Source organism: Streptomyces hirsutus, assembly GCF_001418415.1.
In the GTDB taxonomy this organism is placed as follows: domain Bacteria; phylum Actinomycetota; class Actinomycetes; order Streptomycetales; family Streptomycetaceae; genus Streptomyces; species Streptomyces hirsutus.
The window spans coordinates 1-14,039 of record NZ_LIQT01000091.1; the positions used below are offsets into that span (position 1 = coordinate 1).

The window sequence follows — 14,039 nt, forward strand, 5'->3', positions numbered from 1 at the left end:
CCCCTGCCCCTGCCCCTGCAACCCTTCACAAGGAGAGCTGATGATGTGCCGCACAGTCGACCTCCGGCAGGCCGTGCTCGCCAAGAACACCATGGCGGCAGGCATTCTGCGCACCGAACTGTCGGCCCGGGGGACGACGGTGGTCAACCTCCTGTCGAGCCCCGGCAGCGGCAAGACGGCCCTGCTGGAGCGTGAACTGCTGCTGGCCCGGGAGCGCGGCATCAGGGCCGCGGCCCTCACCGCGGACCTCGCCACCGAGAACGACGCCTTGCGCCTGGCCCGTTCGGGCGTCCCGGTCAAGCAGGTGCTCACCGACGGGCTGTGCCATCTGGAGGCGGACATGCTCGCCGGGCATCTGCACGACTGGCTGCCCGAGGGCACCCGTCTGCTGTTCGTGGAGAACGTGGGCAATCTCGTCTGTCCGGCCTCCTACGACCTCGGGGAGTCGCTGCGCGTGGTCCTCGCCTCCGTCACCGAGGGTGAGGACAAGCCGCTCAAGTACCCCACCTCGTTCGGTCTCGCCCAGCTGGTGCTGGTCACCAAGTCCGATCTCGCCGGGCCCGCCGAGTTCGACGAGGCCGCTTTCCGCGCCCACGTGGAGCAGGTGAACCCCGGCGTGGACGTGGTGCTCACCTCCGCACGCACCGGCGAGGGGGCCGGTGTCCTGGTCGACCGGGCGCTCGCGGCGGCCGAGGGGAACGCCGTTCACGCTCCGGTGATGGCCCGGGCGCAGGCGTGAGCACCCTCCCGCCCGCCGACGTGGCGGCCGCCGTGCGGCGCGCCCGCGTCGTCGTACGGGGCGTGGTGCAGGGGGTGGGCTTCCGCCCCTTCGTGTACGGGATGGCCACCGATCTGCGGCTCACCGGGTACGTCACCAACACCGGCGACGGTGTGGTCGTGGAGGTCGAGGGTCCGCCCGCGGCCGTCGATCTGTTCTGCTCCCGCCTCCTGCCCGACGCTCCCCCGCTCGCGGTGGTGGAATCGGTGGAGACGACCGGGATCGCCGCCGTCGCGGACAGCGGGTTCCGCATCGTCCCGTCCCGCGCCGGCGATCCCGTCCGCACGCTGGTCGCGCCCGACACGGCGACCTGCGACGACTGCCTGGCCGAGCTAGGCGACCCCGCCGACCGGCGCCACCGGCACCCGTTCGTCACCTGTACGCACTGCGGGCCGCGTTTCACCATCGTCACCGGCCTGCCGTACGACCGTGAGCACACGACGATGGCGCGCTTCCCCCTGTGCCCCGACTGCGCCCGCGAGTACCACGATCCCGCCGACCGGCGGTTCCACGCGCAGCCCGTCGCCTGTCCGTCCTGCGGTCCGCGTCTGCGGCTCGTCGCGGGCCCCGGGGTCACCGCGTCTCCCGGCGACGACCCCGTCGCCGGGGCGCGCTCCCTGCTCGCCGCGGGAGCCGTCCTCGCCGTCAAGGGCATCGGCGGCTACCACCTGGCCTGTGACGCCACGCGGCCGGAGGCGGTCACCGCGCTCCGCCGCCGCAAGGCCCGCGGGGACAAGCCGTTCGCGCTGATGGCCGCGCACGTGCGGGACATCGAGCACCTGGTGCACATGAGTGCCGCGGAACGGGAGCTGCTCACCGGACGGGTGCGGCCCGTCGTCCTGATGCGCCGGCGCACCGGCGTCCGGGCGACGTCCCGCATGCTCGTTCCCGCCGACGCCGTCGCGCCGGGCAGTCCCGATCTCGGCGTCATGCTGCCGTACACCCCGGTGCATCACCTGCTGCTGGGGACCGCGGATGCGGTGGCGCCCGCGGGAGCACCGCGTCTGCTGGTGATGACGAGCGGCAACGTGTCGGGGGAACCCATCGTCACGGACGACGAGGACGCCCTGGAACGGCTGGCCGGTCTGGCCGACGCCTGGCTCACGCACGACCGCCCCATCCATGTGCCCTGCGACGACTCCGTGGTCCGCGTCTGTGACGGCGAGCCGCTGGTGCTGCGCCGCTCACGCGGCTATGCCCCCCTGCCGGTCACCCTGCCCGTGCCGGTGGTCCCCGCGCTCGCCGTCGGCGGCGATCTGAAGAACGCCTTCTGCCTCGCGCAGAGCGACAGGGCCTGGCTGTCCGCCCATGTCGGGGACATGGACGACCTGGCCACGCAGCGGGCCTTCGGCCGTGCCGAGCGGCAGTTGGAGTCGGTGACCGGTGTGCGTCCGACGGTGCTGGTCACCGACGGCCACCCGGGATACCGGTCGGGGGCGTGGGCCCGGCGGCACGCCGAGGGCCGCCCGGTGGTCCGGGTTCAGCACCATCACGCGCACGTCGCCGCCGTAATGGCCGAGCACGGCGTACCGGCCGGCGACCGGGTGATCGGGGTGGCCTACGACGGCACCGGGTACGGGGACGACGGCGCCGTGTGGGGCGGCGAGTTCCTGGTCGCGGACTACGACGGATTCCAGCGGTTCGCGCATCTCGCCTACGTACCGCTGCCCGGCGGCGACGCGGCGGTGCGACGGCCGTACCGCATGGCCTTGGCGCATCTGCACGCGGCGGGCATCGCCGCCGGCCCCGGCCTGCCGTGCACGGCCGCCTGCCCGCCCGCTGAACTTACTCTCCTGGGTGCCCAGTTGGCGCAAGGACTGAACTGTGTGCCGACATCCAGCATGGGCCGGCTCTTCGACGCCGTCGCATCGCTGGCGGGGGTCTGCCAGCACACGGGATACGAGGCGCAGCCGGCGATCGAACTGGAGGCGGCGGCGGTGGCCGCCGGCGACGTGGCCGACGACCCGCGCTACGTCTTCCGCCTGGAGGGGCGTCCGGACCCGGGCACCGCGCCGCTCACCGCCGCCCCGGGGCCCCTGCTGGCCGCGGTCGTCGAGGACGTGGAGCAGGGCGTGCCCGTGGGGGTGATCGCCGCTCGCTTCCATCTCGCCGTCGCCCGCCTGGTGCGGACGGTGTGCGCCGCGGCCGGGGAGGCCACCGGTCTGCGGACGGTTGCGCTGACCGGCGGCGTGTTCTCCAACACGCTGCTCTCCTCGGCCTGCGCCCGAGACCTGCGCGCGGACGGTTTCACCGTGCTGCGTCACCGCGAAGTCCCGCCGAACGACGGCGGACTGGCCCTCGGACAGATGGTGGTGGGCGCCCGGGCGCGAGCCGGGACCGGGTGACGGGCGCGGGCCCGAACCACGAGCCACGAGCCACGACAAGTGAGGAGACACGTATGTGCCTGGCGGTACCCGGCAGAGTGCTGAGCGTCGAGGACCGGGACGGCACCCGGATGGCCACCGTCGACTTCGGCGGGGTGGTCAAGGAGGTGTGCCTGGAGTACCTGCCCGACCTGCGGGTCGGCGAGTACGCCATCGTCCATGTCGGCTTCGCCCTGCAGCGGCTGGACGAGGAGTCGGCCCACCGGACCCTGGAGCTGTTCGAGAACCTCGGCATGCTGCAGGAGGAGTTCGGCGATCCATGGGAGCAGGCCGCACAGGCCGGCGACAGTGACGGCCTCGGCCGGGAGGTGCAGCGATGAAGTACATCGACGAGTTCCAGGACCCCGATCTGGCGGCGCGGCTGCTCGACGACATCAGGGCGACGGTGACCAGGCCGTGGGCGCTGATGGAGGTGTGCGGCGGCCAGACCCACAGCATCATCCGGCACGGCATCGACCAACTGCTTCCCGATGAAGTGGAGTTGATTCACGGACCGGGTTGCCCGGTGTGTGTGACGCCGCTGGAGGTGATCGACAAGGCGCTGGAGATCGCCTCGCGACCGGAGGTGATCTTCTGTTCCTTCGGCGACATGCTCCGGGTCCCGGGTTCGGGCCGTGACCTGTTCCAGGTCCGCGCCGAAGGCGGTGACGTGCGCGTCGTGTACTCCCCGCTCGACGCACTCCGGCTCGCGGAGGAGAACCCGGACCGGGAGGTCGTGTTCTTCGGCATCGGCTTCGAGACCACGGCGCCGCCCAACGCCATGACGGTGCACCAGGCCCGCAGGCGCGGCATCCGCAACTTCAGCCTGCTCGTCTCGCACGTCCGGGTCCCGCCCGCGATCGAGGCGATCATGCAGTCGCCGGACTGCCGGGTGCAGGCGTTCCTGGCGGCCGGACATGTGTGCAGTGTGATGGGAACGGCCGAGTACCCGGCGCTCGCCGAGCGGTTCCGGGTGCCCATCGTGGTGACCGGTTTCGAGCCGCTGGACGTCCTGGAGGGCGTACGGCGGACCGTGCGGCAGCTGGAGCGGGGGGAGCACACGGTCGACAACGCCTACCCCCGGGCGGTCCCGCCCGAGGGCAACCCCGCCGCGCGGGCCATGCTGGACGACGTCTTCGAGGTCGCCGATCGCGCCTGGCGCGGCATCGGGGTCATCCCGGACAGCGGCTGGCGCCTGTCGGCGCGCTACCGGGACTACGACGCCGAGCACCGCTTCCAGGTCGGGGACATCACCACGCTCGAACCGGCCGAGTGCCGCAGCGGAGAGGTGCTCCAGGGATTGCTGAAACCGCACGAGTGCGAGGCGTTCGGGACGACGTGCACCCCGCGCACGCCGCTCGGCGCCACCATGGTCTCCAGTGAGGGCGCCTGCGCCGCGTACTACCTGTACCGGCGGCTGGACCTGCCGGCCCGCCCCGGCTCCCGCCCGTCGCCGGCCGGCGCGCCGACGGCCGGCGGCACGACGGCCGTGCGGGTCCCGAACCGGGAGGACAGCTCCGTTGTCTGACACCACCGCACGCCCGGACCTGCTCTCCTGGACCTGCCCGGCGCCGGTGCGCGACCGGCCGCGCGTGGTGATGGGCCACGGCGGGGGCGGCGCCATGTCCGCCGAGTTGATCGAGCAGGTCGTCCTTCCGGGGCTCGGCGGGCCCGTGCAGGCCGCGCTGACCGACTCCGCCGTGGTCGAACTCGGCGGTGCGCGGCTCGCGTTCTCCACCGACTCCTTCGTCGTCCGGCCCTTGTTCTTCCCCGGGGGGAGCATCGGTGACCTAGCCGTCAACGGCACCGTCAACGACCTGGCCATGAGCGGGGCGCGCGCGGCCTTCCTGTCGTGCGGCCTGATCCTGGAGGAGGGGGTCGAACTCGACACCGTCTCCCGCGTGGCCGAGGCGCTCGGTGCCGCCGCCCGGGCGGCCGGAGTGCGCGTGGTCACGGGCGACACCAAGGTCGTGGAGGCGGGGCACGGTGACGGCGTCTACATCAACACCTCGGGCATCGGCCTGGTCCCGGCGGGGGTCGACCTGCGCCCGGAGCGGGTGACCCCCGGCGATGTCGTCGTGGTCAGCGGCGCCATCGGCGTCCACGGCGTGGCCATCATGAGCGAGCGCGAGAACCTGCGGTTCGAGGTCGGGATCGAGAGCGACTGCGCGGCGCTCGGCGGACTCGTCGACGCGATGCTGTCCGTCACGTCGGACCTGCGTGTGCTGCGCGACCCGACCCGAGGCGGCCTGGCCGCCTCGCTCAACGAGATCGCCGCGGCCTCGGGTTGCGGGGTCGTCGTCCAGGAACGCGCCGTTCCGGTGCCGCCGCCCGTGGCCGGTGCCTGCGCCATGCTGGGACTCGACCCGATGTACGTGGCCAACGAGGGCAAGCTCGTCGCCTTCGTGCCCCGGGAGCACGCCGACGCGGTCCTGGCCGCGATGAAGGCGCACCCCCTCGGTTCCGAGGCCGCGATCATCGGTGAGGCGGTCACGGACCATCCGGGCATGGTCGTCGCGCGGACCGGACTCGGCGGCACCCGTGTGGTGGACATGCCGATGGGAGAACAGCTCCCGCGGATCTGCTGACCGCGCCGATCGGCCCCCGCTCCTCGTGCGTCATGACGGGCGGGGGCCGGACCGGTGTCTGTGGCCCCTCCCGTCGGCGGCACTGCCGTCGCGGGCCTCCGTCATTTCTCCGCTCACGCGTTCCGACCGACAATGATGTTGGTGACGGCCTCAGGCGCACAGGGGTCGTCCCTACATCGGTCTTGCGCCGGCAGCAGAGAGGAACCACCACGATGAGCCACCAGAAGGTGCGCGACGTGATGAGCGGTGCGGTCGTCCGGATCCAGGGCGCAACGCCGTTCAAGGAGATCGCGCACCTGCTGCTCGAGTACGACATCACGGCCGTTCCCGTCGTGGACGCCGACGACCGCCCGGTGGGCGTGGTGTCCGAGGCGGATCTGCTGCACAAGATGTGGGGTCGGCAGGAGAGCGATGCCGGGGAGCCGGGCGTGGTGCCCCAGCAGGAGAAGGCGTGGGCCACCGATGCCGCCGGGCTGATGACGTCGCCCGCGCTGTGTGCCGCCGAGGACTGGAGCGTGGTGGACGCCGCCCGGATGATGGCGCAGCACAGGATCAAGCGGCTGCTGGTGGTCGATTCGGCGGGGCGGCTGAGGGGTGTGGTGAGCAGGAGCGACCTGCTGCGCGTCTTCGTGCGCGAGGACCGGGCGATCCGTACGGAGATCGTCGAGGACGTGCTGGTGCGGGCGCTCGGCGAGGCGCCCTCGGCCGTCGAGGTGAATGTGACGCACGGTCACGTCAGTCTCATCGGGCAGCTGTCGTCCCGGGCGACGGCCGAGGAACTCGAGGAACTGTGCCGCAACGTCGACGGAGTCGTCGACGTGGAGTTCCGTACGGTGCCCGAGGCCGGCGCCGACGGCGACCCGCCGCGGGCGGGCTGACCCGCGGCGGTCCGACAGGGCCGGACAGGGCCCGCCGAGGTCGGCCCCGGTACCGGGAGCCGGAAGGGGCCGTCGCGTGACGGGACGGCCCCGGTGCGGTCGCTTGCCGTCCGTGGTCCGTCAGGGGCGCTGTGCGGCGATCGTCCGCCGGTACCAGTGGTAGCTGTCCTTGGGGATGCGCCGCTGGGTGTCGTGGTCGACGCGGACGATGCCGAAGCGCTTGCCGTAGCCGTGGGCCCACTCGAAGTTGTCGAACAGGGACCAGACGTAGTAGCCGCGTACGTCGACCGTAGAAGTCCAGGCCCTTGGGGTTCACCGGTCCGCTGCCGTCGGGCACGACGCGCGGCCAGGCGACGGAGAAGCGGTGGGGGCCGACGCCCAGGTCGCGCAGCAGGGCGACGTCCTCGGGGTAGCGGTGGTGGTGGTCGCAGGCGACGTCTCCGGTGTCGCCGCCCTCCACCGGGCCGGGGGGTGTGACTGTAGGTGTCCCAGATCGACGGGCCGCGACCGCGTCCTCCCGGACCGCTCCCTCGATCTGGTAGGACGCGGTCGCGGCGCCGAGGACGAATCCGGGCGGGAAGGTCGGGAGGTCGGACATGTGCCGGGGGTTCTCCTCGGGGCGTGCGGTGGTCACTTGACGGAGCCTCCGGTGATGCCGGCCGCGATGTACTTCTGGGCGAGGACGAGCAGGATCGCCGCGGGCACGGCGGAGAGCACGGACGCCGCCATCACCGCGCCCCAGTCGCCGACATGGGCGCCGATGTACTGGTAGATGCCCAGGGTGATCGGTTTGACGTCGTCGGTGGTGTTCAGGGTGAGCGCGAACATGAAGTCGCTCCACGAGAACAGGAAGGCGAACAGGCCCGAGGTGATCAGGGCGTTGCGGCTCATCGGCAGCACCACGCGGACGAAGGTGCGCAGCGGGCCGGCGCCGTCGATCTGCGCGGCCTCGACGACCTCTCCCGGGACGGACAGCATGAAGGCGCGCATCAGCACGATGGAGAAGGGGATGCCGAGCGAGGCGTCCGCGAGCATCAGGCCGAAGTGGGAGTTGACCAGGCCGAGGTCGACGTAGGAGTTGTAGAGCGCGTTGGCGATGACGATGCCCGGCACCATCTGGGTGATGAGGGTGCCGAACACGATGGCGCGGCTGCCGCGCAGCCCGAAGCGGGCCAGCCCGTAGGCGGCGGGTGCGGAGACGGCGAGGCAGATGGCCACGGCGCCGAGGGAGACGACCAGTGAGGTGAGCAGGTGCCCGCCCTGGTCGCTGATGGCCTTCGAGAATCCGGACAGGTCCGGACTGCCGGGTACCGGGTCGACCTGGAGCAGTCCGGACTCGGGCTGGAGTGCCGTGTTGAGCATCCAGTAGAGCGGGAAGAGCATGACGCCCAGGACGAGCAGGCCCGCCACGGTGGAGCCCAGGCGGCGTCCCCGTGCGCGTGGTGCGGCGGGGGCGGGTGTGTGAGCGGCCATGTCGGTCACTTCCCGTCGGTGCGGTTGGCCCGCAGGTAGAACACGGCGAACGCCGCGGAGATGAGGATGAGGACGTTGCCGACGACGGCGCCCGCTCCGAAGTCGAGCTGAACGAAGGAGTTCTGGTAGGTGAGCGTGCCCAGGGTCTGGGTGGCGTCGGCGGGGCCGCCGTCGGTGAGGGCGAGGATGAGGTCGAGGACCTTCACCGTCGACATGAAGCCGAGGACGAGGACGACCGTGATCACCGGTCTCAGCATGGGCAGGGTGACGGAGCGGAAGGCGCGCCAGGCCGAGGCGCCGTCCAGGGAGGCCGCCTCGTAGAGCTCTCTCGGGATCTCCTGGAGGCCGCCGTACAGGATGACCATGTTGAACGGGATGCCGATCCAGATGTTGACCAGGATCACCGACAGCAGGGCCATGTCGGGGCTGGTCAGCCAAGGAGTGTCACCGCTGAGGCCGAGGGTGCCCAGGAAGGTGTTGAGTACGCCGGTGTCCTGGTCGAGGATGCGGCGCCAGACGATGCCGGAGACCACCATGGGCACCAGCCAGGGCAGCAGGATCAGGGACCGCAGGACGCCGTTCAGGGGGAACCTGCGGCTGAAGAAGACGGCGAGCGCGAGCCCGATGCAGAACTGGCCGAGCAGGGAGCCCGCGGTGAAGACGAGGGTGTGCCACAGCGCCTTGCCGAAGAGGGCGTCCTGGAGGACGGCCGACCAGTTGTCGGTGCCGTTGAAGGGCGCCTGGCCGGTGAAGAACGTCTTCGGGGTGTAGTGCTGGAAGCTCATCACGACGTTGCGGACGAGCGGATAGCCGAAGAACAGCAGCATGAAGACGACGGCGGGGGCGACGAAGCCCCATTGGGCGAGCCGGCGCCGGCGGCGCAGCCGGGCCGGGCCCGGAGCGGCCGCCTTCCCGGGTGCCGTCGTGGAGGCCGCGGCGGTGGCGGTGGACGTGGTCATGGGCGCGTACCTCGGTTCCCGCTCTCGGCCCGCTGCTGGGCGCGCTTCAGGGCGGCTTCGCTGGACTGGCCGGTCAGGGCGGACTGGAAGGCGCTCTGCAGCGCGAGGGACACGGAGGACCAGCCGGCGCCGAGCCTGCCGGTGCGGGAGCGGGCCTCGGCGACCTGGTCGGCCAGCGCGTCGAGTTCGGGCACGCGGTCGCGCCAGACGGCGGCGGCCTTCTCGTGGGCCGGGACCATCCAGCTGTTCAGGGCGTAGGTGAGCTGTTCCTTCTCGCCGGCGAGGCAGGCGACGATGCGGCCGGCCGTCCTCTCGCGGTCCTCGTCACCGGTTTTCGGCACGGTGAGCACCGCGCCGCCGAGCGGTCCCACCGAGGCGTCGCCGGCCCTCGGGACGGGGATCCGGGCGATGCCCCAGTGCAGGGACTTGTCGGTGTTGAGGGTCTCGACCTGCCACGGACCGTTGATCATCATGGCGGCGTTGCCGGCCATGAACTGGTCGTTGACGTCGGCCTGGGTCCAGTTGACGGTGGACTTGGACAGCGAACCGTCCTGGAGCAGCGCCTTCCAGTAGTCGAGCGCCCCGACGACCTGCGGGCCGTCCAGCCGGGTCTCGTCGCCGCCGTTGGACCACATGAAGGGCGTGAACTGGAAGACGCCGTCCTCGGCGCCGCCCGCGCTGAGCGCCAGGCCGTAGCGCTTGCCCTCGGTGAGCCGTTTCGCCGTGTCGCGCAGTTCGTCCCAGGTGGCGGGGACCTCCAGGCCGGCCCGGTCCAGGATGTCCTTGTCGTAGAAGAGGGCGAGGGTGTTCACGGAGCGGGCCGCGCCGTAGTAGGTGCCCCGGTAGGAGCCGAACTCCACGATGCCCCGGGGGATCTCGTCGGTTTCGAGGCCGAGGGTGCGCAGGTCGACGAGTCCGCCCGCCTCGGCGAAGGTCGGCATCTCGGAGGCGTCGAACTGCACGATGTCGGGCAGCGACCTCGACGAGGCCATGCGCAGCGCCTTCGTCATCACCTGCGCGGCGGGGACGCTCTGCTGCTCGATGCGGAGACCGAGCTGCTTGCCGCAGCGGGCCATCGCCTCGGCGTCCCAGCGGTGGTAGGACTCGTCGGTCGAGGAGTTCATCACGGTGTACACATCACTGTCCCGTTGCTGTGCGCAGCCGGTGAGTGCCGCCCCGGCGACTAGGGCGGCGACGGCGGCGAAGGACGTGACGGCTCTGCGCGGACGGTGCCGACCACGCTGTGCGGCGACCGGAGGATGTGCTGTCACGGTGGGTGCCCTTGGGTGGGCCCGGCTCGGCGTTCCGCCGGGCCGGGCGGCTCGTGGGAGGGGTGCGGCCGAAGGGGAATCCGAGCTGGTGAAGCGCTTCGACGATGAGTCGACCCTGCTCGTGGGAAACTCGGCTCCGAGGTGGGGTGTAATTTGTTTTTCCTGATTACTAATACGCCAACGGACACCGGTCGCGCTAGCCCCCCGGCAGCGCGGTCTCCCTGCGCCAGGGCGTGACAGAAACCCTTGAACCTGTCATAGTTCCTGGTCAAATACCGCTTTCCTCCCGCCATCGCCCTCTCCCCCATCGAGGAAGATCATGAAGTTCACCGACGGCTTCTGGCGCATCCGCGACGGTGTCCAGATCTCGTACGCCACCGAGGTACGCGAGGTGCGCCCGGAATCGAAGCGCTTCACCACCTACGCCTCCGTACGGAAAGTGGCACGGAGGGGCGACACCCTCAACGCACCGCTCGTCACGGTCGAGTGCTCCTCCCCCGCCGAGGGCGTGATCGGTGTCCGCGTCACCCATCACGCGGGCAAGCGGCGGCCGGGGCCCGACTTCGCCCTGGGCGGCGACGCCGACGGCGCCGGGACGGTACGCCAGGACGGCCCGGTGACCGAGCTGACCAGCGGTCCGCTGACGCTCCGCCTCGACGGGTCCGGCCCCTTCGCGCTCGCCTTCCACGACGCCGACGGGCGCGAGCTGACCCGTGCGGACGCCAGGAACACCGCCTTCGTCACCACCGGCCACGGGGAGCGGCACCACATGCTGACCCGGCTGGCACTGGGTGTCGGGGAGCAGGTCTACGGCCTCGGCGAGCGCTTCACGCCGTTCGTCAAGAACGGCCAGACGGTCGACGTCTGGCAGGCCGACGGCGGCACCAGCAGCGAGCAGTCCTACAAGAACATCCCGTTCTACCTGTCGTCCCGCGGTTACGGCGTCTTCGTCAACCACCCCGGTGCGGTGTCCTTCGAGGTGGGCTCGGAGTCGGTCGGCCAGGTGCAGTTCAGCGTCGAGGACCAGGCGCTGGAGTACTACGTCGTCGCCGGCCCCACCCCGAAGGACGTCCTCACCCGTTACACGGCCCTCACCGGCCGCCCCGCCCTGCCGCCGGCCTGGTCGTTCGGCCTGTGGCTCAGCACCTCGTTCACCACCTCGTACGACGAGGAGACGGTGACGTCGTTCGTGGACGGCATGGCCGAACGCGGCATCCCGCTCACGGTGTTCCACTTCGACTGCTTCTGGATGCGCGAGTACCAGTGGTGCGACTTCCAGTGGGATCCCGACGTCTTCCCGGACCCGGACGGCATGCTGGCCCGGCTCAAGGAGAAGGGCCTGCGGATCAGCGCCTGGATCAACCCGTACATCGCGCAGAAGTCGCCGCTCTTCGACGAGGCCGCCGCTCTCGGGCACCTGGTGCGCCGGACCGACGGCGACGTGTGGCAGTGGGACCTGTGGCAGGCCGGCATGGGCCTGGTCGACTTCACCAGCCCCGAGGCCCGGGCCTGGTTCCAGTCGAAGCTGAAACCCCTGCTCGACCAGGGTGTGGACTGTTTCAAGACGGACTTCGGCGAGCGCATCCCCACCGACGTGGTCTGGCACGACGGCTCGGACCCCGAGCGGATGCACAACTACTACACGCAGCTCTACAACCGGACGGTGTTCGAGCTTCTCGAGAAGGAGCGCGGGCAGGGCGAGGCCGTCCTCTTCGCCCGGTCCGCGACCGTCGGCGGGCAGCAGTACCCGGTGCACTGGGGCGGCGACTGCTGGTCGTCCTTCGAGGCGATGGCCGAGTCGCTGCGGGGCGGTCTGTCGCTGTCGCTGAGCGGGTTCGGTTTCTGGAGTCACGACATCGGCGGTTTCGAGGGCACGCCGGACCCCTCGGTGTTCAAGCGGTGGCTCGCCTTCGGTCTGCTGTCCTCCCACAGCCGGCTGCACGGTTCCACGTCGTACCGGGTGCCGTGGGAGTTCGGCGACGAGGCGGTGGACGTCGCCCGGCGGTTCACCCTGCTCAAGCACCGGCTGATGCCCTACCTGTACGGCGCCGCCGTCGAGGCGCACGACACCGGGGTGCCGATGATGCGGCCGATGGTGCTGGAGTTCCCGGGCGACCCGTCGTGCCGTCAGCTGGACCGCCAGTACATGCTGGGCCCGGATCTGCTCGTCGCCCCCGTGTTCGACACGGGCGGCGAGGTGGAGGTCTACCTGCCGGAGGGCACCTGGACCCATCTGCTGAGCGGCGAGACGGTCACCGGCCCGCGCTGGCGCACCGAACGGCACGGCTACGACAGCCTCCCGCTGTACGTCAGGGAAGGCGCCGTGCTGCCGCTGGCCTCCGACGACGCGCGGCCGGACGGCGACTGGCTGGACGCGCCGGTCCTGCTCGTCCACCCGTCCGCCTCGCCCCGTTACGAGTCCGAGGTCACCGTGCCCGACACGACGGGCGCGCGGGCCGCGTCCTTCCGGGTCGTACGCGACGGCGACGTCCTGCGGGTCACCGCGTCGGGCACCGAGCGGCCGTTCACGGTGCGCGTGGCGGGCGGGCCGGAGGTCCGGGGAGCGGGCGAGGTGACGGTGCCGCTGGGGTGACGGGGGCCGGGGTCCCGGCCCTGCGGGAGACCGGTGGCGTCCCGCCCGCCCGGAAGAGGTTCTCGGACGGGCGGGACGGGCACGGCGGGTCCGGCGCGGGGCCGGGTCGAACGGTTGGGCCGAGTGGCCGGGTCAGGCGGCGGGGAAGCCGTCCGGGGTCCGGACACGGTCGCGGACCCAGACTCCGGCTGGCTTCAGGGACGCCGTGCCGGCCCAGGGGCCGTTGCTGTCGCAGGTGCCGGTGGTGAAGACGGCACCGGAGCGGTGGTCGTCGGAGAAGTTCCAGTTGACCCAGCCGATCTCCTTCTCGGCCATCAGGTCGAGATACCGCTGGGACATCGCGAAGTCGTCGGCGCCCTCCCCCGCGTAGTTCTGGGTGCCGAACTCGGTGACGAAGACGGGGATCCGGTCGGCCGCGCGGGAGAGGGCCGCCAGGTACTCGTCGCGGTGCGAGGCGGCGTAGAAGTGGAACGTGTACATGATGTTCGAGGCGTGGACCGGGTTGTTCACCACCTCGGCCTCGTCGGCGCCCTCGGAGACTCCGAACGAGGACCAGGCGCGGGTGCCGACCAGGACGGGGGCGTCCGCGTCGATGTTCCGGACGACCGGGATGATCTGCTCCGCGTAGCCCTTGATCGCCGGCCAGCTCACCCCGCTGGGCTCGTTGGCGATCTCGTAGAGGATGTTGTTCCGGCCCTGGTTGCGGTGGGCGATCTCGGTGAAGAACCGCCGCGCGTTCTCGAGGTTGAGGTTCGGGTCACCGGGACTGAGCATGTGCCAGTCGACGATCACGTACAGGCCGCGTTCGCTCGCCTCCCGGATCAGGGAGTCGGCTAGGTCGGTGAAGCGGGCGGGGTCGGTCTCGTAGCCGCCCTCCTGCACATAGGTGGAGACGCGCAGGACGTCGGCCCGCCAGTCGTGGGCGAGGGCGTCGAGCGAGCCGTCGGTCAGGCACTGTGCGTACCACTGGGTTCCGTGCGTGCTCATGCCGCGCAGCTGGACCGGGATCCCGTGCTCGTTGCAGAGCTTGGTGCCGCAGACCTCGAGCTGTCCGTTGGCGGCGACCGGAGAGTCGGCCGCGGCCGTGGTGGCCTGGGAGTTCACTGTCTCCGTACGGGGGGGGTGGCGGCCTGCCC

12 protein-coding genes and 1 pseudogene are annotated in these 14,039 nt (G+C 71.3%); 7 read left to right on the forward strand and 6 right to left on the reverse strand.

Annotated elements, in window-relative coordinates; translation table 11 throughout:
* Nucleotides 1-43 precede the first annotated feature (43 nt).
* The 6 genes from hypB to AOK11_RS07990 all read left to right on the forward strand — a co-directional run bounded on the left by hypB (nucleotide 44) and on the right by AOK11_RS07990 (nucleotide 6,607).
* Nucleotides 44-739: a hydrogenase nickel incorporation protein HypB gene (gene hypB / locus AOK11_RS07965; protein WP_055592939.1), complete on the forward strand. Its 696-nt coding sequence runs from the start codon at nucleotides 44-46 to the stop codon at nucleotides 737-739.
* Nucleotides 736-3,123, forward strand: coding sequence for a carbamoyltransferase HypF (gene hypF, locus AOK11_RS07970; RefSeq protein WP_055592940.1), 2,388 nt, complete (start codon nucleotides 736-738; stop codon nucleotides 3,121-3,123). The genes hypB and hypF overlap by 4 nt, the downstream gene beginning before the upstream one ends.
* A 53-nt stretch (nucleotides 3,124-3,176) precedes the next feature.
* A complete protein-coding gene (locus AOK11_RS07975) occupies nucleotides 3,177-3,482 on the forward strand; it encodes a HypC/HybG/HupF family hydrogenase formation chaperone (protein WP_055592941.1) in 306 nt (101 codons plus the stop codon).
* Entirely contained in the window at nucleotides 3,479-4,669 is a 1,191-nt protein-coding gene (gene hypD, locus AOK11_RS07980) for a hydrogenase formation protein HypD (protein ID WP_055592942.1), read from the forward strand. The genes AOK11_RS07975 and hypD overlap by 4 nt, the downstream gene beginning before the upstream one ends.
* A complete protein-coding gene (gene hypE, locus AOK11_RS07985; protein WP_055592943.1) occupies nucleotides 4,662-5,729 on the forward strand; it encodes a hydrogenase expression/formation protein HypE in 1,068 nt (355 codons plus the stop codon). Before hypD ends, hypE begins: the two co-directional genes overlap by 8 nt.
* 212 nt (nucleotides 5,730-5,941) lie before the next feature.
* Nucleotides 5,942-6,607: a CBS domain-containing protein gene (locus tag AOK11_RS07990; protein WP_055592944.1), complete on the forward strand. Its 666-nt coding sequence runs from the start codon at nucleotides 5,942-5,944 to the stop codon at nucleotides 6,605-6,607.
* Nucleotides 6,608-6,727: 120 nt separating this feature from the next.
* Here AOK11_RS07990 and AOK11_RS46665 read toward each other — a convergent pair whose 3' ends face one another.
* From AOK11_RS46665 to AOK11_RS08005, 5 genes and pseudogenes are all read right to left on the reverse strand, one after another.
* Nucleotides 6,728-6,865 carry a family 1 glycosylhydrolase gene (locus AOK11_RS46665; protein ID WP_420902975.1) on the reverse strand — a complete coding sequence of 46 codons (138 nt, stop codon included), beginning with the start codon at nucleotides 6,863-6,865 and terminating at the stop codon, nucleotides 6,728-6,730.
* Between the two features lie 31 nt (nucleotides 6,866-6,896).
* Nucleotides 6,897-7,205 (reverse strand): annotated as a pseudogene (locus tag AOK11_RS44595) (family 1 glycosylhydrolase); the annotation flags it as partial.
* Nucleotides 7,206-7,237: 32 nt separating this feature from the next.
* Nucleotides 7,238-8,080: a carbohydrate ABC transporter permease gene (locus AOK11_RS07995; RefSeq protein ID WP_055592948.1), complete on the reverse strand. Its 843-nt coding sequence runs from the start codon at nucleotides 8,078-8,080 to the stop codon at nucleotides 7,238-7,240.
* Between the two features lie 5 nt (nucleotides 8,081-8,085).
* Nucleotides 8,086-9,039 carry a carbohydrate ABC transporter permease gene (locus AOK11_RS08000; protein WP_055592945.1) on the reverse strand — a complete coding sequence of 318 codons (954 nt, stop codon included), beginning with the start codon at nucleotides 9,037-9,039 and terminating at the stop codon, nucleotides 8,086-8,088.
* Nucleotides 9,036-10,310 carry an ABC transporter substrate-binding protein gene (locus tag AOK11_RS08005; RefSeq protein ID WP_055592946.1) on the reverse strand — a complete coding sequence of 425 codons (1,275 nt, stop codon included), beginning with the start codon at nucleotides 10,308-10,310 and terminating at the stop codon, nucleotides 9,036-9,038. The genes AOK11_RS08000 and AOK11_RS08005 overlap by 4 nt, the downstream gene beginning before the upstream one ends.
* A 319-nt stretch (nucleotides 10,311-10,629) precedes the next feature.
* Between AOK11_RS08005 and yicI the strand changes: the two genes are divergently transcribed.
* Nucleotides 10,630-12,903, forward strand: coding sequence for an alpha-xylosidase (yicI, locus tag AOK11_RS08010; protein ID WP_055592947.1), 2,274 nt, complete (start codon nucleotides 10,630-10,632; stop codon nucleotides 12,901-12,903).
* 132 nt (nucleotides 12,904-13,035) lie between these two features.
* Here the strand turns inward: yicI and AOK11_RS08015 are convergent, their stop codons facing one another.
* Nucleotides 13,036-14,007, reverse strand: coding sequence for a glycoside hydrolase family 5 protein (locus AOK11_RS08015; RefSeq protein ID WP_063793440.1), 972 nt, complete (start codon nucleotides 14,005-14,007; stop codon nucleotides 13,036-13,038).
* Nucleotides 14,008-14,039: the final 32 nt, after the last annotated feature.